The organism is Roseovarius sp. E0-M6, assembly GCF_037083845.1.
Classification (GTDB): Bacteria; Pseudomonadota; Alphaproteobacteria; order Rhodobacterales; family Rhodobacteraceae; genus Roseovarius.
In genome coordinates this window covers 23400-44987 of sequence record NZ_JBAPLA010000002.1, presented here as the reverse complement: position 1 = coordinate 44987, position 21588 = coordinate 23400, and the positions used below count along the sequence as shown (strand labels likewise).

Annotated in this window: 16 protein-coding genes and 1 pseudogene; 10 read left to right on the top strand and 7 right to left on the bottom strand. The window is 60.2% G+C overall.

What is annotated here, in order from left to right; translation table 11 throughout:
* Window positions 1–3: 3 nt before the first annotated feature.
* The 3 genes from V8359_RS06555 to V8359_RS06545 form a co-directional block, all read right to left on the bottom strand.
* On the bottom strand, window positions 4–306 hold the full coding sequence (locus tag V8359_RS06555; protein ID WP_336427970.1) for a hypothetical protein: 303 nt from the start codon (window positions 304–306) through the stop codon (window positions 4–6).
* Complete coding sequence (locus tag V8359_RS06550; protein ID WP_336427969.1) at window positions 303–1487, bottom strand: phage portal protein; 1185 nt, start codon at window positions 1485–1487, stop codon at window positions 303–305. Before V8359_RS06550 ends, V8359_RS06555 begins: the two co-directional genes overlap by 4 nt.
* A gap of 81 nt (window positions 1488–1568) precedes the next feature.
* Complete coding sequence (locus tag V8359_RS06545) at window positions 1569–2912, bottom strand: DNA-packaging protein (protein WP_442970345.1); 1344 nt, start codon at window positions 2910–2912, stop codon at window positions 1569–1571.
* A 540-nt stretch (window positions 2913–3452) separates the two neighbouring features.
* Here V8359_RS06545 and V8359_RS06540 point away from each other — a divergent pair.
* The gene (locus tag V8359_RS06540) at window positions 3453–4871 is read left to right on the top strand and encodes an FAD-binding oxidoreductase (RefSeq protein ID WP_336427968.1); all 1419 of its coding nucleotides are present in this window, start codon (window positions 3453–3455) and stop codon (window positions 4869–4871) included.
* A 58-nt stretch (window positions 4872–4929) separates the two neighbouring features.
* Here V8359_RS06540 and V8359_RS06535 read toward each other — a convergent pair whose 3' ends face one another.
* Window positions 4930–5955, bottom strand: a complete 1026-nt coding sequence (locus tag V8359_RS06535) for an extracellular solute-binding protein (protein ID WP_442970334.1) — start codon at window positions 5953–5955, stop codon at window positions 4930–4932.
* 212 nt (window positions 5956–6167) lie between these two features.
* On the opposite strand from V8359_RS06535, the gene V8359_RS06530 reads away from it, so the two are divergent.
* A complete protein-coding gene (locus V8359_RS06530) occupies window positions 6168–8057 on the top strand; it encodes an acyl-CoA synthetase (protein WP_336427967.1) in 1890 nt (629 codons plus the stop codon).
* A 104-nt stretch (window positions 8058–8161) separates the two neighbouring features.
* Here the strand turns inward: V8359_RS06530 and ileS are convergent, their stop codons facing one another.
* Window positions 8162–11158, bottom strand: a complete 2997-nt coding sequence (ileS, locus tag V8359_RS06525) for an isoleucine--tRNA ligase (protein WP_336427966.1) — start codon at window positions 11156–11158, stop codon at window positions 8162–8164.
* Between the two features lie 284 nt (window positions 11159–11442).
* Here ileS and V8359_RS06520 point away from each other — a divergent pair.
* Window positions 11443–11859, top strand: a pseudogene (locus V8359_RS06520) (group III truncated hemoglobin).
* Between the two features lies 1 nt (window position 11860).
* On the opposite strand, the gene V8359_RS06515 reads toward V8359_RS06520, so the two are convergent.
* Both V8359_RS06515 and V8359_RS06510 read right to left on the bottom strand, forming a co-directional pair.
* On the bottom strand, window positions 11861–12757 hold the full coding sequence (locus V8359_RS06515; RefSeq protein WP_336427965.1) for a DMT family transporter: 897 nt from the start codon (window positions 12755–12757) through the stop codon (window positions 11861–11863).
* A gap of 11 nt (window positions 12758–12768) precedes the next feature.
* Window positions 12769–13659, bottom strand: a complete 891-nt coding sequence (locus V8359_RS06510; protein ID WP_336427964.1) for a zinc-ribbon domain-containing protein — start codon at window positions 13657–13659, stop codon at window positions 12769–12771.
* Window positions 13660–13832: 173 nt separating this feature from the next.
* Between V8359_RS06510 and V8359_RS06505 the strand changes: the two genes are divergently transcribed.
* The 7 genes from V8359_RS06505 (at window position 13833) to V8359_RS06475 (ending at window position 21447) form a co-directional block, all read left to right on the top strand.
* On the top strand, window positions 13833–14510 hold the full coding sequence (locus tag V8359_RS06505) for a cell division ATP-binding protein FtsE (protein WP_336428590.1): 678 nt from the start codon (window positions 13833–13835) through the stop codon (window positions 14508–14510).
* 146 nt (window positions 14511–14656) lie between these two features.
* A complete protein-coding gene (locus V8359_RS06500; RefSeq protein WP_336427963.1) occupies window positions 14657–15424 on the top strand; it encodes a cell division protein FtsX in 768 nt (255 codons plus the stop codon).
* Window positions 15421–16161 (top strand): lysophospholipid acyltransferase family protein, encoded by a 741-nt coding sequence (locus V8359_RS06495; protein ID WP_336427962.1) that lies wholly within the window; start codon window positions 15421–15423, stop codon window positions 16159–16161. Before V8359_RS06500 ends, V8359_RS06495 begins: the two co-directional genes overlap by 4 nt.
* Window positions 16139–16750, top strand: a complete 612-nt coding sequence (locus tag V8359_RS06490; RefSeq protein ID WP_336427961.1) for a pyridoxamine 5'-phosphate oxidase family protein — start codon at window positions 16139–16141, stop codon at window positions 16748–16750. The genes V8359_RS06495 and V8359_RS06490 overlap by 23 nt, the downstream gene beginning before the upstream one ends.
* Before the next feature lie 544 nt (window positions 16751–17294).
* The gene (locus tag V8359_RS06485; RefSeq protein ID WP_336427960.1) at window positions 17295–18284 is read left to right on the top strand and encodes a hypothetical protein; all 990 of its coding nucleotides are present in this window, start codon (window positions 17295–17297) and stop codon (window positions 18282–18284) included.
* A 384-nt stretch (window positions 18285–18668) separates the two neighbouring features.
* A complete protein-coding gene (locus V8359_RS06480; protein WP_336427959.1) occupies window positions 18669–20402 on the top strand; it encodes a chloride channel protein in 1734 nt (577 codons plus the stop codon).
* On the top strand, window positions 20389–21447 hold the full coding sequence (locus V8359_RS06475; RefSeq protein WP_336427958.1) for an extracellular solute-binding protein: 1059 nt from the start codon (window positions 20389–20391) through the stop codon (window positions 21445–21447). The genes V8359_RS06480 and V8359_RS06475 overlap by 14 nt, the downstream gene beginning before the upstream one ends.
* Window positions 21448–21588: the final 141 nt, after the last annotated feature.

Here is a 21588-nt window from a genome sequence, read left to right as displayed (position 1 = left end):
TGATTATCCATTCAAGACGCTCCCTTGCATGACGAAGGACATGAACCCGCCCAGGATCGCCGCGATGATCAGCCAGACAAGCCGTGAAATATGTCCGTCGATCTTGTCCAGGCGACGGTCGATCTCGTTGAACCGTGCCCCCATGAATTTGCGTTTTTCCTCGCTCACGGCCCGGTCCGTTTCGATGGCGCCGAGATGTGTTTCAACGGCAGAAAGCCGCTTTTCGAGGTGCCGGAACATCGCCTGCGTGCTTTCGAACGGCACATAGGGCGGCTTGTCGCCAAGGGTGGTTGTATTGTCCGTCACTCGGCATCCTCCGCCTCGGTTGGAAGGCCAAGGATCGTTCGTTTTTCCGCCCGCGTCAGAAAATCTGCGGCGACAACGCGATTCCATTGTGCATCGCGTTCAGCGGCAAGCGCCGGAACCTGATCGAGGTCGGGAGAAAGCTCGAGTGCATCGACCGAAAATCCGGAGAGCCAGTCCGACAAAGTGGCGCTGACGCGCGCGGCCAACGGCAGGATCGTCAGGCGATAGAACGCGCGATTTGCTTCCTGATAGTTGGCATAGGTCGCGTCGCCCGGAACACCCAGAAGCATCGGAGGCACACCAAAGGCCAAGGCGATCTCGCGTGCCGCGTTCTCTTTGGTCTTCTGAAACTCCATGTCTGATGGGCTGAACCCCATTGGCTTCCAGTCGAGCCCGCCTTCCAGCAGCATTGGCCGGCCTGCATTTCGGGCGCCCTGATGGTGGCTTTCCATCTCGCTTACAAGGCGGTCGTATTGATCCGAACTCAGGCTGCCTTGACCGTCGGTGCCGCGATAGACGATCGCGCCCGACGGGCGCGCCGCATTGTCGAGCAACGCCTTGGACCATTTGCTTGCGCTGTTGTGTACATCGACCGCCTGTGCCGCCGATTGAAGCGGGGAAAGACCATAGTGATCGTCCTGAGGATGAAAGCTTTTCAGATGGCAGACGCTTGGGTGGCCTTGGCTCACGTCAAACCGATGCTTTCGGCCACTGACGTTGTATTCATAGCCCATCGGCCATCCGTCCGCGCCGGGGATCACGCTCATCCGGTCCGAGCGGAGAATGTGAAGCTCGACGGGAAAGCCCGCTTCCTGTCCAACCGCTTCCACGTATCCATTGCCGGTCAGCAGGATTTGCCCGTAAAGCGCCTCAAGAAGTTCGGCGCGGCCCTGCGCCGGATTGGGGCGACGCAGCAATGAAATGAGAGGATGCTCACTATAGCGTTGGGTTCGATCCTGAAGCACCAGTGGAAGGGCTGCGGCAGCCTCGGCGATCATCTTGACACACCGAAAGCCCACGGGATTTCCGCTGAAGGCATTCCGCGTGAGGCTGGCCGTGTCGCGAGGGGTCCACGCGACGCGGCCCACGCCGTGCCACGCCATGACAGGCCCCGCCGCGCTGGCCTTGGCTTCCGGCGTAATAGCCTCTGCGGAAGTCTGGCGAAAGAAGTCGAGGATCATGCGCTGCTACTCCTGATGAATGTCACTGGGTGCCTGACCCGTTTGAAAGCATTCCAGCCTGAAAAGTTTAAGAAATCTGAATCACACCGCGCGCACGCTCGGACGGCGCCATTTGGCGGATGGCTCGATAATCAATTCGTGCAGAGCCCAGACAAGCGCGTCCAACCGATCAGGGCTGCCGCGGCCCTCATAGCCCATTGCCGTCATTGCGCGCATCTGGTCCTCCAGACGTTCCAGATTTGACCCATGTGAAATCCGCCCCTGCTCATAGAGTGCGGCAACGGGCTCTGCTCGGGCCGTTTTGCCGCGGCTGGCGTGAACGGATTTGAACGGTATCAAGGGGTCGATCTGGCGTATGACCGTCTCGACCAGGTCGCCCCCCTGATTGACTTCGGCGACAAGTTTGTCCGCGCCGAATTCTTCCATCGCGCGGACTGCGGCCCCGGCCCAGCCAGACGGGCTTTCTCCGGTCACGCTCCGGTCAGCAAGGACATGGCCACGCCATTCCTGAACCGCCCCCTTGCAGACCACGCCGGCGACAATGATACCGCATTCGTCCGAACCTGCGTGTCCCGTGACCGGCGGGTCAACCGCCACGACGATCCTGTCGAGGTCGGGGGGGCTGTTCACGCGGGCCGTGTCCAGCATTGGCAGGGTCCAGAGCGCGCCTTCGGTCTCGTCCAGAAGAACACCGTCCAGTTCCTGTCGTCCCAGCCGGGTGCCGGCATACCTGGCCCTGACCTCTTCGAGGAAACTATCGGCAAGGTTGGCACGATTGGCTTCTGTGGGGGCGTGGGTGGCCACCGTCGTGGCGGCCGTGAGTATATCCTTCAACACCCCCACATTGCGCGGTGTCGTGGTGATGCAGATCCTCGGATCGTCCCCCAGCCGCAGGGCGAATTGCAGCATATCCCACGTGTCCTGTGCCTTTTTCCATTTTGCCAGTTCATCCAGCCATGCCGCGTCGAATTGCGGTCCGCGCAGGGCTTCAGGCTCGTGCGCCGAAAAAACCTGTGCTTCGGCGCCGTTGGGCCAAACAAGGGTTTTTCGCGAGGCTTGCCAATCCGGCTTCCTGTCCGGGGGTGAACAGGCCATGATACCGCTTTCGCCAAACACCATGACCTCGCGCACCTGATCCACGGTTTCGCCCACAAGGGCGAGTCGGCGGCAGGGGCCGGGATCAAGCGGCCCCGCACCCTCGACCCGTGTTCGCACCCATTCCGCGCCGGCGCGTGTCTTGCCCGCGCCGCGTCCGCCCATGATGACCCAGGTTTTCCAATCTTCGGCTGGGGGTAACTGATGCTCAAGCGCCCAGAACTCGAACAGATAGGGCAGCGCCAAAAGCTCTCGGTCGCTGAGATCATTCAGGAAGGCGTCCTGTATCTCTGGACCGCCTGAGACGATCCAATCGGCACCCGATCGAATGCTTTGCCGCGTCGAGGTCAAGGTCGTATCCGACCGATGAATGGTTGGTTTCTTTTCCACGTCTCTCAAGGTCTGCCTCCGCTTCCATTGCGATTTTGAGCCACTGTCGGATATCCGCGATCAGTCGCCCCGAATTGCCCAGCACGCCTGGCGTGCCGCGGCTCAGCTGTCGCTGAATGGTTTCAAGTTCGAGTGTCATGTCACAAAGCTGCTGCTGCAGCCTGACGACCGAGGTACTCAGCCCGTGCGGTTTGCTGCCGCGCGTATCTGATGTCATGCTTGCTCATTGCCTCATGCGGGTTGATGAAACTCCCTGCGCACGAGAGGCACGAAAAAAACGGCCGCGGGCATGACCCGGACCGTTCAGACGTTTCCTCCAATGTGACACAACCTATACGTGATATCGTGCGCTCTGTCAAAATGCGCCACGGACGCAGGTCTCAGGCATTCTTAACCTTCACCCTCCGTGCCCGGCGCGCTAAGGCGTTTCGCGAAAATCTGTGATTCAGGTTCTTCGCAAAACGCTTTAGGGTCGCGCTCATGACACTTTTCCCCGCTGATGACAGTTTTGTCAGATCTCTCAAAGGCGCGCTGCCCGAGGCCGCGTTCCGCTTGGTTGAGCCACGCTATCTCGAGGAGCCGCGAGGCCGCTGGACAGGCGTCGCAGGTGCGGTCGTTGCGCCGGATTGCGTGGAGGATGTGGCAACGCTGATCTCCATGGCCAATGCTGCGCATGTCCCGGTGATTCCCTATGGCGGGGGCACGGGCCTTGTTGGCGGGCAACTGTCCCCGAATGCCCCGGCCCCCGTGCTGCTTAGTCTGGAGCGAATGACCAAGGTTCGCGACATTCATGCCAGTGAGAATGTCATGATCGTCGAGGCCGGTGCGATTCTGTCCGACATCCATGATGCGGCGGCACAGCAAGACCGTCTTTTTCCGCTAAGTATCGCGGCCAAGGGCACCGCGCGGATTGGCGGCCTGCTCGCCACCAATGCGGGCGGGGTCAATGTTCTGAGATACGGAAACGCGCGTGACCTGTGCTTGGGGCTTGAGGCCGTGTTGCCGGATGGACAGATATGGCGCGGCCTCAAGCGCCTTCGAAAAGACAATACCGGCTATGACCTTCGGAACCTGCTTATCGGGTCCGAAGGGACGCTGGGGGTTATCACGGCTGCGGCGTTGCGGCTTGTGCCTCAGCCTGCGGGCGAAGGAACCGCACTTTTGTCGGTGGCCAGTCCCGAGGCCGCGTTGAGCCTTCTGCACATGGCTCAGAAACTGACGGGTGGCGGCATAAGTGCATTCGAACTCATGCATCGTCAGGGGCTGGATTTCCTGAAAGAAACGCTTCCGGATATCCGACGTCCTTTCGACGAGCCACCCGAATGGATGGTTCTTGTCGAAACTGGTCTGCCCGACGGGCTTGATCCGTCTACCATGCTTGAGACCTTGTTCGAAGCGGGGTTCGAAGCGGGTCTCGTGAGCGACGGGATCATTGCCCAGTCACAGGCGCAAAGGGCCGAACTTTGGGATGTGCGGGAACATATCCCCGAAGCGAATCGGCGCATCGGGTCGGTCAGTTCGCACGATATTTCCCTGCCGCTTGGCGAGGTGCCGGGCTTTATCGCGCGGGGCCGCGAGGTCGTGGCCGCGATTGGCGAGTTTCGGATCAACTGTTTCGGGCATCTTGGCGACGGCAATCTGCATTACAATGTCTTTCCACCCCACGGGGAGACACGGCAGGACCATCAGGAGGCTAGGGACCGGATCAAGCGAGCGATCCATGACCTCGTGCATGAGATGGGCGGCTCGGTCAGTGCGGAACACGGGATCGGACGCCTCAAGGTGGATGATCTGGAACGCTACGGCGATCCAACCAAACTTGCGGCGATGCGCGCGATCAAGGCCGCGCTGGACCCTCACGGGATCATGAATCCGGGGGCGGTTTTGCGTCCGATTTAAAACGAGAAAGGCGCCGGAGCGGGCCCCGGCGCCTTTGTAAACAGCGATGCCGTCGTGGTTACTTCCAGCCGACTTCGTTGAAGATTTTCTGAGCTTTGCCAGCATTCTCGCCGAACGATGCGGTCATCGTTTCATTGTCGGCAATGAAGAAGCCAAGCCGTGCAGTGTCTTCATCGAGCCCGATCCCGGGCACTGCCGGATATTCATTGTTCTGATTGGCGAAATGCTGCTGGGCAAATTCGCTTGTCAGAAACTCGAGAAAGGTTTTGGCGGCATCCGGATTCGGTGCGCCTTGGACCATGCCCGCCGCAGCGAGGTTGAGGTGCGCACCGCGGTCGCTTTGGTTCGGCCAGACCCAGCCGATGTTGTCGATGCCCGACGTCAGGCCATCCACGTCACTGTCGAACCCGCGCAGGAAATAGTAGTGGTTCGCCACTGCGATATCGCATTCGCCCGACACGAGGCCACGAAGCTGATCAGTGTCGCCACCTTCGGGGTCGCGTGCCATGTTGGCCACGATGCCCTCGGCCCAGTCCTTGGCCGCCTCTTCGCCGTTGGCTTCGATGATCGAGGCCAGAAGCGATTGATTGTAAATGTTTTTCGAGGAGCGAATGCAAATTTTACCTTTCATGTCCTCATCTGCCAGCGCCTCATAGGTGCGGGGTGGGTTATCAACGCGATCCTTGGCATAAAAGATGATGCGCGCCCGCTGCGAGACGCCGAACCACATGTTCTCGGGGTCGCGCAGGTGTGCGGGCACAGCATTTTCTATGACGTCCGAGTCGACTGCTTGAAGCACGCCGGCTTCTTCGGCGCGGCCCATCCGCCCGATGTCGACGGTGATGAACACGTCTGCAGGGCTGTTTTCGCCTTCGGCTTTCAGCCGCGCGATAAGCTCATCCGCCTTGCCTTCGATGCGGTTGACCGTGATGCCGGTCTCTTCCGTGAACTTGGAATAAAGCGCATCGTCCGAATCATAGTGCCGGCTGGAATAGATGTTGACCTCCTGCGCCATGGCGGCGGTCCCCAACGTGGTAAGTGCGAGCGCGGCTCCGGTCGCACGTGCGAAGTTAGTGAATGTCATCGTGGTCCTCGCTTTTCTGACAGAATTACTCGGCAATAAGTGAAGTTTCTGATAAAAATAGTCAAGTCAATTTTCGAACCCCATCGAGCCATCGCTTTGCCTGCCGCAGCGTCGCTTTAAACGCTGCGTAAAACTTGCGTGACAAGCCAAAGCCTTTCATGGTTGTTCGACGAAATAGGCGTGGGTGAAGCCGCGCGAGGGAGGAGATAACTATGAGTTTCAAAACGCGTCAGGACGTGCTCGATATCGAGGGCGAATCCTCTTGGGAGGAGCTTGAGAAGCCCGCAACGCTTTACCAGATGCTGAGCGATACCACAGAGGCGTTCCCGAAGCGACCCGCGATCACCTATCAGCTTTTCTCTGGTCCGACCGATCCGTCTGTCACGCTGACATGGTCCGAGTTTCACGAGCAAGTCTGTCGTGCGGCCAACCTGTTTCGTAATCTGGGCATAGGTGAGAAGGACGTTGTCGCGCTTGTCCTGCCCAACTGTGTCGAAACTGCCGTGGCCACGATCGGGGGTGCGATCGCGGGTATCGTCAATCCGATTAACCCCTTGCTTGAGCCCGAGCAGATCGGTGCGATTTTGCGCGAGACGGGGGCGAAGGTGGTTGTCACACTGCGCGGATTTCCCAAGACCGACATCGCACAGAAAACAGCCGAGGCGGTGCGTGAGGCCCCCGACGTGTCCACCATCCTCGAGATCGACCTCAACAGGTATCTCACCCCGCCAAAAAGCTGGATCGTCCCGCTGATCCGGCCGAAGGTGTCTGGTCCGCGACATGGCGACATTCGCGATTTCAACAAAGAGTTGGGCAAACAGTCTGCCACGCTTGATTTCGCGGATAGTGCCGGGGATCGCGTTGCCGCCTATTTTCATACCGGCGGCACGACCGGTATGCCCAAGGTGGCGCAGCACCGCTATTCCGGCATGGTCTATAATGGCTGGCTGGGGCATAAGCTCCTTTTTACAGAAGAAGACAGCGTTATGTGTCCGCTGCCGCTCTTTCATGTTTTCGCCTGTCACGTGATCCTTATGGCGATGATCAAGTCTGGAGCGCGGGTCGTTTTTCCGACGCCTGCGGGCTATCGCGGCGACGGCGTGTTCGATAACTTCTGGAAGCTGTGCGAGCGATGGAAGATCACGTTTGTCATCACCGTGCCCACAGCCACCTCGGCGCTTATGCAGCGGCCCGTGGATGCTGACCTTTCAACCGTCAAGAACGCCTTTTCCGGTAGCGCGCCGATGCCGCTCGAACTCTTCAAGCGTTTCGAAAAGGCGGCCGGCATGACCGTGATCGAAGGATACGGCCTGACCGAGGCGACGTGCCTTGTCTCGTGCAACCCGCCCGAGGGTGAAAAGAAGGTTGGCTCGGTCGGTGTGCCTTTCCCGTACACCCGCATCAAGATCGTTAAAAATACCAATAACGGCCCTGTTGAATGCGAAGTGGACGAGGTGGGCGAGATTTGTATTTCAAACCCCGGCGTCTATGCCGGACATACCTATACCGATCCGGCCAAGAATGCCGATCTCTACTACTTCAACGAATACCTGCGCACTGGCGATCTGGGTCGTGTCGATGGCGATGGATATTTGTGGATCACGGGGCGCGCCAAGGATTTGATTATCCGGGGGGGTCACAACATCGACCCCGCCGAAATCGAAGAGGCGCTCATGGGTCACGATCAGGTGGCCATGGCCGGCGCGATCGGGCAGCCGGACGCGCATTCGGGCGAAATCCCCTGCGCCTATGTCGAACTGGTCGATGGTGGTTCGGTGTCCCAAGAGGAACTGATGGCCTATTGCAAGGACCACATCCACGAGCGTGCGGCGCAGCCCAAGTATATCGAGATCATGGATGAACTGCCGAAAACGGCGGTGGGAAAGGTCTTTAAGCCGGACTTGCGCAAAAGCGCGATCAAACGCATCTACAACGCGGCGCTTGAGGCGGCGGACGTGAATGCCCGCGTCATCACGGTCGTCGATGACAAGAAGCGCGGTCTTGTCGCCAAGCTCGAGAAAACGGGTGAAACGGATGACGCGTCGGTGAGCACGGCTCTCGGGTCATTCACCCGCCCGTGGGATTGGTCCGCCGAGGCCTGACGCCGACTGGGCTTTGATGGAAAACCCCCGCCACATCCTGTGCGGCGGGGTTTTGCATTCAGTCATTCGGCGAAAATCCGTGACACAGGTTTTGGCGAACCGTCCTAGCCCAATGCGTCGGAACAGCGCTTGCAGGTCTCGGGGTGCTTATGCGTGCCCACATCCGGAAGAATTTTCCAGCACCGCTGACATTTCTGCCCTTGCGCCTTTTCGAAAACAACCGAAACGCCATCGGCCTCGGGCAGGCGGAACGCTTCGGCGGGGCCGGGATCACTGGTCAGGACAATGTCGGATGTGATGCAGACATCCTCGAACGCCACCGATTTCAGCACCTCGAGCATTTCAGGTTCCTGAACATGCACCACCGGTGCGGCTTCGAGCGATGAGCCGATGACCTTCTCGGTGCGTTGCACCTCGAGTGCGGCGGTCACCGCGCGCCGTGCGCGCCGCACCTTCGCCCACTTCTCAGCCAGATCCGGATTGAGCCAGCCAACGGGAGTTTCGGGCATGTCCTCAAGGTGAACCGAGCTTTGGTCACCGGGGAACCGTTCAAGCCAGACCTCCTCCATGGTGAACGCGAGTACCGGGGCGAGCCACGTGGTCAGACGATGGAAAAGCAGGTCGAGAACCGTCCGCGCTGCGCGTCGCTCGGTGCTGTCGCCATCGCAATAGAGCACGTCCTTTCGGATGTCGAAGTAGAACGCGGACAAATCAACGGTGCAGAACTGGAACAGGGCCTGAAACACGCCCTGAAAGTCATACACCGCATAGCCGCTACGGACCCGCGCATCGAGTTCGGCCAGACGGTTCAGCACCCACCGCTCAAGTTCGGGCATCGCCTCGACATCTATGTGGTCGTCCTCGCTCACATGGGCGAGCGCGCCAAGCATGAAACGCATCGTGTTGCGCAGCCGACGATAGCTGTCTGCCGTCCCTTTCAGGATCTCCGGACCAATCCTCTGATCGTTGGTATAGTCGGTTTGGGCCACCCAGAGGCGCAGGATATCGGCGCCATATTGTTTGACGACTTCCTCGGGCACGATGGTGTTGCCGAGGCTCTTGGACATCTTGTTGCCCTTGCCATCAAGTGTGAAGCCATGGGTCAACACGCCGCGATAGGGCGCGTGTCCCCGCGTGCCGCAGGATTGCAGCATCGAGGAATGGAACCAGCCCCGATGCTGATCCGTGCCCTCGAGATAGAGATCGGCCATGCCGTCCTCTGATCCATCCTCGCGGTCGCGCAGCACGAAGGCATGGGTCGAACCAGAATCGAACCAGACGTCGAGGATATCATCGACTTTGCTCCATTCATCCGGGTCATAGTCGTTGCCCAAAAAACGCGCCTTGGCTCCGTCTTTGTACCACGCATCCGCGCCTTCGGTTTCAAACGCCTCGAGCACGCGGGCGTTGACCTTTTCGTCGCGCAGCAGGTAATCGGGATCGGTCGGCATCGCACCTTTTTTCACAAAGCAAGTGAGCGGCACACCCCATGCGCGTTGGCGCGAAAGCACCCAGTCGGGCCGCGCCTCGATCATTGAGTGGAGACGGTTGCGCCCGGTCTTGGGCGTCCAGGTCACAAGCTCGTCGATGGAGCGCAGCGCGCGTTCGCGGATCGTTTTGCCATAGGTGTCCTGCCCGTCGCCTACGGGACGGTCGATGGCGGCGAACCATTGCGGGGTGTTGCGGTAGATGACCGGCGCCCTGGAGCGCCAGCTATGCGGATAGCTGTGCTTGATCTTGCCCCGCGCCAAGAGGCCGCCGACCTCTACGAGCTTGTCGATGATCGCCTTGTTGGCGGTGCCCTCCTTGCCCTTGCGGTCGAGGATGTGCTTGCCGCCGAAGAAGGGCAGATCTTCGCGAAAAGAGCCGTCTTCCATCACGTTGTAGGTGATGACCTGTTCCAGCATCCCGAGACTGCGGTAGAGCTCGAACTCCTCCATCCCGTGGCTCGGCGCGCAATGGACAAAGCCGGTGCCCTCCTCATCGGTGACGAAATCAGCGGCGCGGAAATCGCGCAGGTCATCCCATTCGCCTTTGGAGCCTTTGGCGCCGTGGAGCGGGTGTTGGAGTGAAAGACCAGCAAGCTCATTGGTGCTCACGTCGCGGACGCGTTTCCACATGCTGTCTTCCAGCCGGGCGTGCGCCATGACATCACCTGCCAGCTTGTCGGCCAGCAGGAAGCGGTCGCCTACATTGACCCAGCATTCGCCGGGTGTGTCGGTCACCTCGTAGAGGCCGTAAGCGATGTCCTCTCCATAGACCACGGCCTTATTAGATGGGATGGTCCAGGGGGTGGTGGTCCAGATGACGACATGAGCCCCGAGCAAGTCATCAGCTCTCACTCGCAATTCCGTGGAACGCTGTTCTCGTTTTTCTTGTGCTTTGTCCGCATCATCAGATTGCCAATAAGCATCTGAATGTTCAACTTCGACAACCTCAAACTTCACCCAAACCGTAAAGCTTTCCTTGTCGTGATACTCCACCTCCGCCTCGGCGAGTGCGGTCTTTTCGATGGGCGACCACATCACCGGCTTGGAGCCCTGATAGAGCACGCCGGACATCAGGAATTTCTGGAACTCCTCCGCGATGATCCGCTCGGCACGGTAATCCATCGTCAGGTATGGCTTTTCCCATTTTCCCGTGATGCCAAGACGTTTGAATTCATCGCGCTGCACGTCGATCCAGCCTTCGGCGAACTTGCGGCATTCCTGCCGGAAGTCCACGACATCGACCTTGTCCTTGTCCAGACCCTTGGCGCGATACTGTTCCTCGATCTTCCATTCGATGGGTAGGCCGTGGCAATCCCACCCGGGGATATAGCGCGCGTCGCGTCCCATCATCTGCTGGCTGCGCACAACCATGTCCTTGAGGATCTTGTTGAGCGCGTGGCCGATATGAAGGTGGCCGTTGGCGTAGGGCGGGCCGTCATGAAGGGTAAACGGCGCGCGGCCCTCGTTGCGCTCGCGCAGGCGGTCATAGATGCCGATCTCTTCCCACCGGGCAAGCCATTCCGGCTCGCGCTTGGGAAGGCCCGCGCGCATCGGAAAATCGGTCTTCGGCAGGTTCAGCGTTTCTTTGTAATCGGGCGTATCAGAGCACATATGTGACGTCCTTTGTCACTGGTCATTTCGATCTTTTGGGTGTGGGGCGGCGCGGGCAGGGCCGACGCCATTGTCCCGGCGGCTCGAATATGTCAGAGCGCCGGGCACGTAATTCGAATGATGATCGCGAATATCTGCGCCATGGCCCGGGTTATAGGCCGCGTGCGCCGCGCCGTCCAGAGCGGGTTTCATCTCAGACGACCGCGCGGCGCGCTGCGGCAATTTGGCGGATGTCGGCAGGGTTTCGGCGGTGACACTCTTCGCGGGGAAACAAGGATTCAACCATGCCTCCCAGCCCATTACGCCTGTTCGACATCACACCGGATCAGATCGCCCGTGTCGTCCGGGCGTTCTATGGGCGTGTCAGGGTTCACCCCGACCTCGGCCCCATCTTCGCTGCGCATATCGCCAATGACGACTGACCCGGGCACGAGGAAAAAATCATGCGTTTCTGGCGCAACGCAATCCTGCGCGAGGGGTCTTATTCCGGCAATCCTATGCGGGTTCACATGCAGGCGCGTGACGTGCAGCCCGAACATTTTCCCATATGGCTTGGGCTTTTCGACGAGGTGCTGGACCAAGAGCTTCCGCCAGAGACGGCTCAGGCCTTTTCCGCGCTCGCACATCGGATCGGAAACGGGTTTGTGTTTGGGTTGACCCAGATGCGTCAACCGCGCGACGCGCCGCCGGTTCTGCGCTAGCTCAGGGGTTGGTCGCGCTTGCCGTACGGCTTGCGCGCAGGGCGAACACCACCTCGATCAGCGCCGCTCCGACGATAAGAACCGTGCCGGCCATCTGGATCAGGCCGAACGGCTCATCAAGAAGTATCGCGCCCGAGGCAACGCCGGCGCAGATTTCCAGTGTAAAAAGAAACGTGAGAAGCGCGGGGGCAAGGCGCTGCGCACTCCACAGGGTCGCAAAAAGGCATGGCAGCGCAAATGCAGCGCCGAGCAAGGCACCAATGGTCAAAATGCCGGGCGACGCCACGGGAATCACCGCGACACCAAGAAGAAACCCGACACCTGCCGCGACAAAGGTTCCCGCGATCATGGTGACGAAAGTCAGGGTAAGCGCGGTAGATTTTCGACCGGTGAAAATGAGCGTCGCACCCACCGCCCACGCGATGCCGGAGCCCACGGCCAAAAGATCGCCCACGCTCAGCGCGGCCATGGAAATGCGCCCGCCCAGAATCAGCACAGCCCCGGTGAGAGAGGCGGCCACAGTAAGCGTGGAGGCCCACCGCCACCGCTGCCCCATAAAGGCCCATTCGATGATCTTGCTCCAGGCCGGAGCGAGATAGAATAGCAGGATGACCCGGACGACATCGCTATAGGCGAAGGCGATCGAATACGTCGAAAGCGCCACCCCAACGAGGGCCCCGCCCAGCAACGCGCGCGGGCCGATGCGCGGGGTCTGCCGCAGGACCAGCAAACAGATCAGCGCCCCCAATGCGGCCCCGATATTGAGCAAGACCCCGGCCTGTGGGCCATTCATGCCACCACCGGTCAGGTAACGCACGGGAATCCACCACACGCCCCATGCCATTGCCGCGATTGCCGTCATGAAGATCGGCGCCAAGGGGGAATTGAGGCGTGACATGGTTCCGGTGATCAGCCCGATGCAGAAGACTGGCTGTCAAGCCAGAGCAGAAGGGCGCGGACCTGTCCGTCAAGCCAGAGGCGCAACTGATCGACCTGTGCGACATAGGCCTCGAGCATATCGCCCGCGGCGGGCACCAGCTCGGTTATCTCGGCGGCGTAGACATAGACCAGAAGGGCAATGACCGCGAGGAGCACGACAAGAAGGAAACCCCGCCTAAAGCCGCTTCTGCGGCGGGGCCCGGTTTCGGCCTCCTGGTATCCGGCATCGGCATAATCCTCGGTCGCGCCGTTGTTCTCCGAGCGCAGTGAGGAATTGATCTCGTCGATATCGGGAAGCAGGTCGCGCCGCGATGACGGGTCGATTGCGTCATCCACATCGTCTTCTGCCGGATCGGGTTCCCCTCGCAGGCGCGCCACGCGCGACCGTGCCTCGCGCGACCGGCGGGCGGCCTCGTCATCGGTTCCCGCGCCAAGCCCAAGATCTGGCTGGGTCTCGACACCGCCGCGATCGGCGGCGCGGGCTTCGGCCTCGCGTCTGGCCTCTTCCTGAAGAATGTCGCGCACACCCGGATCGAGTTCGCTTCGGGTCGCCTCTGGGGTCGGGGCTTGCGCTTCGGTTCCGGTCTCATGCGCGTCCCAATCAGTGGCCTGATCGGCAAGGTCGTGATCTTCGGCCATGTCTGGCGTCTCGGACGCCGCGTCGGGCATGTCCTGCCAGTTGGCCGGATTCTCGGGGTCTTCGTCCTCGATCGTTTCGCGCTCGGTGTCGGGGATATGGTCGGGATGATACTGAAACCACGTATCGCCACAATTCGAGCACTGCACGTCGCGGCCCGCTTCGGGTATCACTTCGTCGGGGACCTCGTACTGAGCCTCGCAATTGGGGCAGGTCAGTCGCATGCAAACACCTGTCTGTGCCTCTCACCGGGTCCGTTTGTCGGACGCTTGGTCATCGTGGTTTAGTCTATGCTGTAAAGGATTGGCGGAAAAGAGCAACGTATTTGCTGTGGTGCGATTGCATGACGTGCGCCTCTGAGGCATTTAGGAAACGGGCAGGATCGGAAAGGGTGGCCGTGATCGAGCTTGAAAATGTGGCCTACAGCTATGGCGGAGGAGAGCTTCTCAGCGATATCTCCCTGCGGCTTCAGCCGGGATCTTTCCATTTCCTGACAGGGCCTTCGGGGGCGGGCAAGACGACGCTTCTCAAGCTGTGTTATGGCGCGCTCATACCGACCGCCGGGCATGCACGCCTGTTCGACACGGATGTGCGCACTCTGGAGCGGGATGACGTGGCACTTATGCGGCGGCGTATCGGCGTTGTGCATCAGGACTGTCAGTTCCTCGATCATCTGAGCGTGGCCGACAATATCGCGCTTCCGCTGGCGGTCTCTGGGCGCGACACTCTGAACGAGGTGGCGAACCTGCGCGAGCTGATGGGCTGGGTCGGGCTCAAGTCGCGGGCCGACGCGCTGCCACCGGAACTTTCGGGCGGCGAACGTCAACGCGCGGCGCTGGCCCGGGCGGTGATCATGTCGCCTGATGTCATCCTTGCCGACGAGCCGACGGGCAACGTGGATTGGGATATGTCACAGCGGCTCATGCGGCTTCTGATCGAACTTAACCGCATGGGTAAGACGATCATGATCGCGACCCATGACCTTGCCCTGATCCGCGCGGCGAAATCGCATGTGCAGGCACGGGTGCTGCGCATCTCCAACCGGCGAATTCAGTTGGCGGGGGCGGATCTGTGAAAGCGGCGATATTCAGTATAACAGAGAGATTTCAATCTATTGCGGTTGGAGATACGCAAGCGGACCGCGTTGTTCCACCAACCGGTTTCACGGCGTGGCTCACGCTTTTCAGCGCGGGTGCGATGGCGTTTCTGGCGGTGTTCACCATGGCGCTTTCCCTTGCCACAGACAGGCTTGCCGATCGGTGGGGAGAGGAGTTGGCCCGCTCCTCGACCTTGCGCATTTCCGCGCCGCAGGGTCAAATTCAGGCCCAGACCGAAGCGGCGCTCAGGGTTCTTGAGACAACGCCTGGCATCGCCTCGGCCCGTGCTCTGAGTGATGATGAGCAGCGCACCCTTCTGGAGCCATGGTTCGGTCCTGATCTTCCGGTTGAAAGACTTCCCATTCCGCGTCTGATCGAGATCATCGAAGACGGTGACGGGTTCGATGCCGAGGGGTTGCGTCTACGGCTGGCCGCAGAGGCCCCGGGGGCTGTGCTTGATGATCACACCCGCTGGCGGCGACCATTGGTCAAGGCGGCTTCGCGTTTGCGCCTTCTGGGCTGGCTTGCGCTGGTGCTGATCGGGGGGGCGATGGCGGCGATGATAACGCTGGCGGCGAACGCGGCGCTGGCGGCAAACGCCCAGGTGATCACGGTGCTGCGCCTTGTGGGCGCGCAGGACGCATACATAGCGCAAGCTTTCGTGCGGCGGTTTACGCTGCGCGGACTGGTTGGTGCGACGGTGGGCACGGTGGCTGGCTGCCTTGCCACGCTCACCCTGCCTTCGACGGATATTGCCGGCGGTTTCCTGACCGGGCTGGGATTTGTCGGGTGGCACTGGCTTTGGCCTTTGCTCATTCCGGTGATGGCGGCGGTCGTCGCGTTCCTCTCAACCCGCGCGGCCGCGCGGCGCACCTTGAGGAGCATGTCATGAGATATGCGGTTCAATGGCTCAGGTCGCTGGTCTACGTCGGGCAGCTTTATTTCGCGATGCTGCCCATCGGGCTCGCATTTCTTCCTTGGGCGCTTCTGGATCGGCGTGGCGCGATCATGGCTTGCAAGACCTGGTCGCGCTGGGCGGTTTGGTCGGCCCGCTGGATGGTTGGGATACGCACCGAGGTGCGCGGCACGCCTCCGACGAACGAAGTGGTCATCGCATCAAAGCATCAATCCTTTCTCGATATCATTCTCATCTTCAAATCCATTCCGGCGGGTAAGTTCATCATGAAGCGCGAGCTGATGTATGCGCCGATTATCGGGCAATATGCGCTCAAACTCGGGTGTGTGCCGGTGGATCGTGGCAAACGCAGCCAGGCTATCAAGAAAATGGTCGAGGATGTGGAAAAAGGGCGGTTGGCCGCTGGTCAGCTCATCATCTATCCGCAGGGCACGCGCATCGCGCCGGGGGTCAAGGCGCCCTACAAGGTGGGCACCGGCATCCTTTATCAGGAACTGGGTCAGCCATGTGTCCCGGTGGCGACCAACGTGGGTCTCTTCTGGCCCAAGAGGGGAATCTATCGAAAGCCGGGCCTTGCCGTGGTGGAATTCCTGCCCCCGATCATGCCCGGCAAATCCAAGGCCGAGTTCATGTCTGAACTGGAAGAGGTGATCGAGACCGCCTCGGACAAGCTGATGAAGGAGGCGGGTTTTGAAACAACTTCAATGGGTTGAGGATATTGCCGAGCTTGAGGCCGTTTACGGCGCTCCGGGCGCACCATCGCTTCGCAAGGTCGCCACACGGCTGACTCCACTCTATCGAAAGTGGATCATGACAGCACGGTTTTGCGTGCTCACAACGGTCGGGCCGGAGGGCACTGATGGCAGTCCGCGGGGGGAGGATGGGCCGGTGGTGACGGAGTTGGATGCGCGGACGCTGGCGATGCCGGACTGGCGCGGGAACAACCGGATGGACAGCCTTCGGAATATCGTGACGGATGGGCGTGTCTCGCTGATGTTCATGGTGCCCGGATCGAACTCGGTTGTCCGGGTGAACGGGCGGGCGCGGGTCACGATGGACGAGGCGCTCCGCATCCGCTTTGCGGACCGGGTAAAGCCGCCGAAATCCGTAATTGTCATAGATATTTCAGAGATTTACATCCAATGCGCCCGCGCCCCGATGCGGGCGGACCTGTGGCACCGGAACGACAGCGCGGACCTGCCCACGGTGGGCGATATCCTTGCTGAACAGACCGGTGGCGAAGAAGGTGGCAAGACCTATGATGACGCTTGGCAGACCCGCGCCGCCGAGACGATGTGGTGATGCCTGACCGCAAAGGTTAACGCGCCGAACCGGACGTCGGTATTACGTCGGTATCACGTCGGTAGTAATGTCGGTGTTGAGTGACTCGTCCGACCGGTAAACCGAGCGTTCGGTAACCCTTCTGTAGCGGTGATATCGGCCTGTCTCGGCCCCCAACAAACAACAAAGCCGCCGATGTGCCGGGGCCTTTGCAGACCGTGGAGCATCTGCTGAGAGACGCGGGAAGGGGGCGGTCGTGGCGTTATACACAAAGAGCGGTAATGCGGGGGGCGAGACTGCGAACCATGGTGGCTCTTCACGCCGCTTTCGGCCCGAAGCCGTCATTAGCGCCAGGCGGAGCTGATGACCGGTCGCAGCCCGAAACGGTCATCAACGCTTCTAACTGCGGCGGCAGAAGCGGACCTTGATAACAGCATGTTCGGTGACCAAGAATTTGGTTGAGCACACGCGAACCCGACGGAAAGCGAGGTAAAGTCAAAAGCGCTTTTCAAATCGACATCGGCTGTGTTGAAGTCATGAAGGATAAGTCTAATCTGGGGCGCACATGCTTGAGCAAGAGAAACACATCTTTGATGCAATGGCGGTAATTGACCCGATCCTTGCTGAGGAGGAGGCCCCGCTGAAGACTAGGCCGCTCTCCGCCGCATTGATATTCGTCAAATATTTCATTGCAGAGGTCTCTCATGGAAACAAGGAGGATCCCATTGAGGAACCTTGGTTTGCCATAATCTATCATCATGTTCGAGAATGGTATGAAGATACATACGGCAAGGCTTGGACCAACGGAACGAGTGGAATAACGGGAGCGATACGTATCCGAAGAATCCCAACTGGGTTTCAGGTTCCCAAAACCAAATCTAAAGCGGAGGTCGAGGGCGAGTCATCTTGGTTGACATTCCCGTCAAAGATTGACGACGACGAGAATCCAGAGAAGTGGTTGGTAAATCCACCTAACCTTGACAGACTTACTCAGGCAGAGACTGAAGCTCTTGCGGTCGATATGGTGAAGGTGGCTTCCTGTTTGCGACAGATTACTGTTTTCGTTAATACTTGCAAAAGCCCGAACTCGGAATTTTCAAGCCTTTCAAAGGGCATTCTGGACGAGCTGGAGGCCGCAGCCAAGAGCCTGGTCGCCAATACTTTCAGTTCGATACAGTCTTCTATCTGGTCTATGCAGATGGCACTTGAAAGGGCTCTAAAGTCCTTGTCAATTCAGCAACGCGGGGAGTTTCTGCCGACTCATGACTTGTTTGCGCTATATGATGACTTAAGCGACGTGTCAGCGTCACTCGATCGAAATTCCCTCAAGAAGTTTCCTCGCTGGCGGGAAAATGTAAGCCGCAGATACAGTTTAGGAACAGATGCTGATTTAGAAAAAGCCTTTGATCTCTATAAATTAACTCTACAATATATTCGAGACGTTACCGAGCTTTTCGAAAGAGAGATCAGAATTCTCAATGGAGGATTCTTAGTCAAAAAGCCTAGGTTCGCAGACTTAGAGCAAATTAAAATCTATAAACACAGTCAGTCATAGAAATTTCTGCGAAGATTCCCCGGACTTTGTCATGTTCTGCGCTTGACTTAGATGGCGGCTTTCGGAAAGTAGGCTCGACTTTGCAAACCCCGCTCCCTGCGCATTGCTGCCGTCGGTGCGATGCGCGGAAAACTTCCGCTTTCGGCCCTTTGCGGACATATACCGTGCCTTCGCTCCGCTGCGGTGCGTTCCGTCAGACCGGACTTTCGCTGCAGGTGCATTTTCCTGGCTTTGGCCTATGCCTACGTCCATCGGTGGTGCAATCGCTGGGGTTTCTTGTTTCGATGATGGCCATTGACCTTTCCGGACGGTCGCACCGTCGGCATTCATAACGATTTTGGGCGGCCTTGCGTCGTTCTCTCAACTGGGTCAACCTCACTCTGGATGATCGCAGACCCAAACACCGAAACGGCGCCGCTGCTATGGCGCGTGCTCGTTCTTACCGGAATTGCCCTTGTCGTCGGGGGTGCGGCCTCGCTGGCGGCCGTCGCATTGGTTGAGCTGGTTGCGCTGCTGAACACCGGTCTGTTGGTCGCCCCCAAGGCGCGGGTGCAATGGGAAAGCCTTCCCTGGCTCGTGGCCACGGTCACGGTCCTTGTGCCGACGTTGGGCGGGCTCATCGTGGGGCTGGTGCATCGTCACCTGTCACCGGCCGGGCGGCCGCTGGGCCCGCCGGACGTGATCGAGGCCGTGCAGTTCCACAAACCGCTTCCGGGCCTTCGCAGCGGCTTGATCTCGACCGGAACCGCCGCTCTGTCGCTGGGCGCGGGCGCCTCGGTTGGCCAGTACGGGCCGATGGTCTATCTCGGCGCGATCTTCGGCGGCTTTGCGCGGCGTCTGCGCCTCGGCGTGCCGAATCTGGCCAGTATCGCGATTGGCTGCGGCGTGGCTGCCGCGATATCGACTGCGTTCAACGCTCCGATTGCGGGTGTTCTCTTCGCGCATGAGGTCGTCTTGCGCCATTACGCCACCCGCGCCTTTGCGCCGGTGACGGTCGCGTCGGTCACTGGCTATGTCGTCGCCAATGTGATCTTCGAGCGGCCCGCCTTGTTCCGGATCGAGTCTCCCGGCATCGCACATGGCTTTGAATTCGCTCTTGTCGCGGCTCTGGGTCTTCTCGTGGCATTGGGGGCCATCGTCTTCATGCACCTGCTTATGGCAATCGGACCCTCGCTGGCACGGTGGATCAAGCGGCCCGAGTTGCGCACCGCCATGGCGGGCCTCGCGGTCGGTCTGACGGCGTTGGCCCTGCCGGATGTGCTGGGCATCGGCACATCGACATTGCGCTTCGCCACCATCGACGGTGCCTTCGGGTTGGGCGAAGTGATCGTGTTGATCGTCGCCAAGACCGTGCTGACCGCGCTCTGCATCGGCGCTGGCTTCTCAGGTGGCGCGTTCAGCCCGTCCCTTCTGATCGGGAGCCTGATCGGCGTGTTCTTCTGGACCATGGCGTCGGGTGTTGCGGGCGTGCCAAGTTCCGGTGCGGCGATCTATGCGATCTGTGGCATGATGGGGTTTGCCAGTGCGGTGATCGGGGCGCCGTTGACCTGCATCCTGATCGTGTTCGAATTGACCCGAAATTACGATGTCACCATCGCTGCGATGGTCGCCGTCGTGTTTTCCAACCTTGTGTCGCATCGCGCTTTCGGCCGGTCCCTGTTCGACGTGCAACTGGCCCGCCGCGGCATCGATTTCTCGCAGGGGCGGGATCACGCGCATCTCGCGGCGCTGAAGGTTGCTGACTACCTGCAAGCCCATGCGGTGACTGCCACTGAGGATGATACACCGTCAGATGTGACGACCCGTTTGCATGAGCACGGATGGCGCGAAGCTTTCGTTCTGGACCGGGACGGCGCACTGCTCGGCGTATTCACGCCCGCCGCCCATGGCGATATCGGCGATGTCGAGGCAGGCACCGTAGCGGCCAGGTTGATCTTTCAAGATACCACCGATCTTGCTGAAGCGATGGAGCGCCTGCGTGGTTTCGTCGGTGATGCGGTGCCCGTCGTGTCGGGCGAAAGCGGGAAATACCTTGGCGCGGTATCGGAGGCGGATCTCATTTCGGCCTGGCTCGATGAATCGGCGCGTCTGCGAAAGGAAGAGAATGCGTCTATCTGATCTCTGTTTGGCCTGTGCGCTGAGCGCGGCCCCTTTGGCCGCGGACGAGTTGACGATCGTGTCATGGGGCGGGGCCTATGAGGCCGCGCAACGACAGGCCATCATCGCGCCCTTCGCAGAGAACAGCGGTCACGATATCGAGGTGGACGTCTACGATGGAACCTGGACCGCCCTGGCCGAGCGCGGACCGGCCGAGGGCTGGGACGTGATCGATATGCTGGCCGACCAAGCTCGCGTCGCCTGCGCGCGCGGCCTTTTGCTGGAGATCGACTCGCGCGCGCTCTTCTCTCCGGAGGCGCTACAGGATTTCACACCGGTCGGCCCGGACCGGTGCGCCGTGCCGCAGAACGCCTATGCCCGCGTGATGGCATTCGATGACCGCGCATTTCCGGGGGTCAAGCCGACACGCATCGAGGATTTCTTCGACACGACGCGGTTTCCCGGTCCGCGCGCGATTCAGCGCAGTCCGGATGGCATTCTCGAATGGGCCCTGCTGGCCGAGGGCGTGCCCCCCGAACAGGTCTATGGCCTTCTGAGCACCGATCGCGGGCTGCGGCTGGCGTTCCGCAAGCTCGATACCATCCGGGACGACATCGTCTGGTGGGACGACCCGGCCGAACCCGCCGAGATGCTGCGCGATGGCCGGGCTGTCATGGCGGCCGGCTTCAACGGCCGGTTCTTCGACATGGCACAAAACGGCCGGGTTCCCATCGATATCGTCTGGGATGGCCGCATAATCGGCATCGAGGTCTGGGCGATTGCCGCCGCGCCCGATGCGCCCGATGCCGCCCGAGAATTCATCACCCACGCCACCGAGGCGGCCAGCATGGCGCGCTTCGCCGCCCGTATCCCCTATGGTCCGACCCGCCGGTCCGCCTTCGACCGGATCGGTCTCAACCCGGATACGGGCGTGCCAATGCGCGCCTACCTGCCGAACGCTCCTCAGCATGGTGGCCGGGCGCTCGTTCAGGACAGCAGTTGGTACGCGAACACCGAAGAACTGCGCCAGCGCCGGTTTCAAACCTGGCTTGACGCGGAAGAGTGATCCGATCGCGTTTGTCTATTGATCCAGGGCGTCATTGACTTGTCCTATCGATCGACTGCGTTGCCTACTTCCAGGCCCCCTATTCCGGCCTCTGTGGCCATGTCGCGGCGGCGTCTTGTGCCGTGCCGTCGTCTGAGCATG

What these genes read in the sequence shown, in the direction of transcription:
- V8359_RS06550 (WP_336427969.1), bottom strand. Translation starts at nt 1,487, where the DNA reads ATGATCCTCGACTTCTTTCGCCAGACTTCCGCAGAGGCTATTACGCCG.
- V8359_RS06540 (WP_336427968.1), top strand. Translation starts at nt 3,453, where the DNA reads ATGACACTTTTCCCCGCTGATGACAGTTTTGTCAGATCTCTCAAAGGC.
- V8359_RS06535 (WP_442970334.1), bottom strand. Translation starts at nt 5,955, where the DNA reads ATGACATTCACTAACTTCGCACGTGCGACCGGAGCCGCGCTCGCACTT.
- V8359_RS06530 (WP_336427967.1), top strand. Translation starts at nt 6,168, where the DNA reads ATGAGTTTCAAAACGCGTCAGGACGTGCTCGATATCGAGGGCGAATCC.
- ileS (WP_336427966.1), bottom strand. Translation starts at nt 11,158, where the DNA reads ATGTGCTCTGATACGCCCGATTACAAAGAAACGCTGAACCTGCCGAAG.
- V8359_RS06515 (WP_336427965.1), bottom strand. Translation starts at nt 12,757, where the DNA reads ATGTCACGCCTCAATTCCCCCTTGGCGCCGATCTTCATGACGGCAATC.
- V8359_RS06510 (WP_336427964.1), bottom strand. Translation starts at nt 13,659, where the DNA reads ATGCGACTGACCTGCCCCAATTGCGAGGCTCAGTACGAGGTCCCCGAC.
- V8359_RS06500 (WP_336427963.1), top strand. Translation starts at nt 14,657, where the DNA reads ATGGCGCTTTCCCTTGCCACAGACAGGCTTGCCGATCGGTGGGGAGAG.
- V8359_RS06495 (WP_336427962.1), top strand. Translation starts at nt 15,421, where the DNA reads ATGAGATATGCGGTTCAATGGCTCAGGTCGCTGGTCTACGTCGGGCAG.
- V8359_RS06485 (WP_336427960.1), top strand. Translation starts at nt 17,295, where the DNA reads ATGCTTGAGCAAGAGAAACACATCTTTGATGCAATGGCGGTAATTGAC.
- V8359_RS06480 (WP_336427959.1), top strand. Translation starts at nt 18,669, where the DNA reads ATGATCGCAGACCCAAACACCGAAACGGCGCCGCTGCTATGGCGCGTG.
- V8359_RS06475 (WP_336427958.1), top strand. Translation starts at nt 20,389, where the DNA reads ATGCGTCTATCTGATCTCTGTTTGGCCTGTGCGCTGAGCGCGGCCCCT.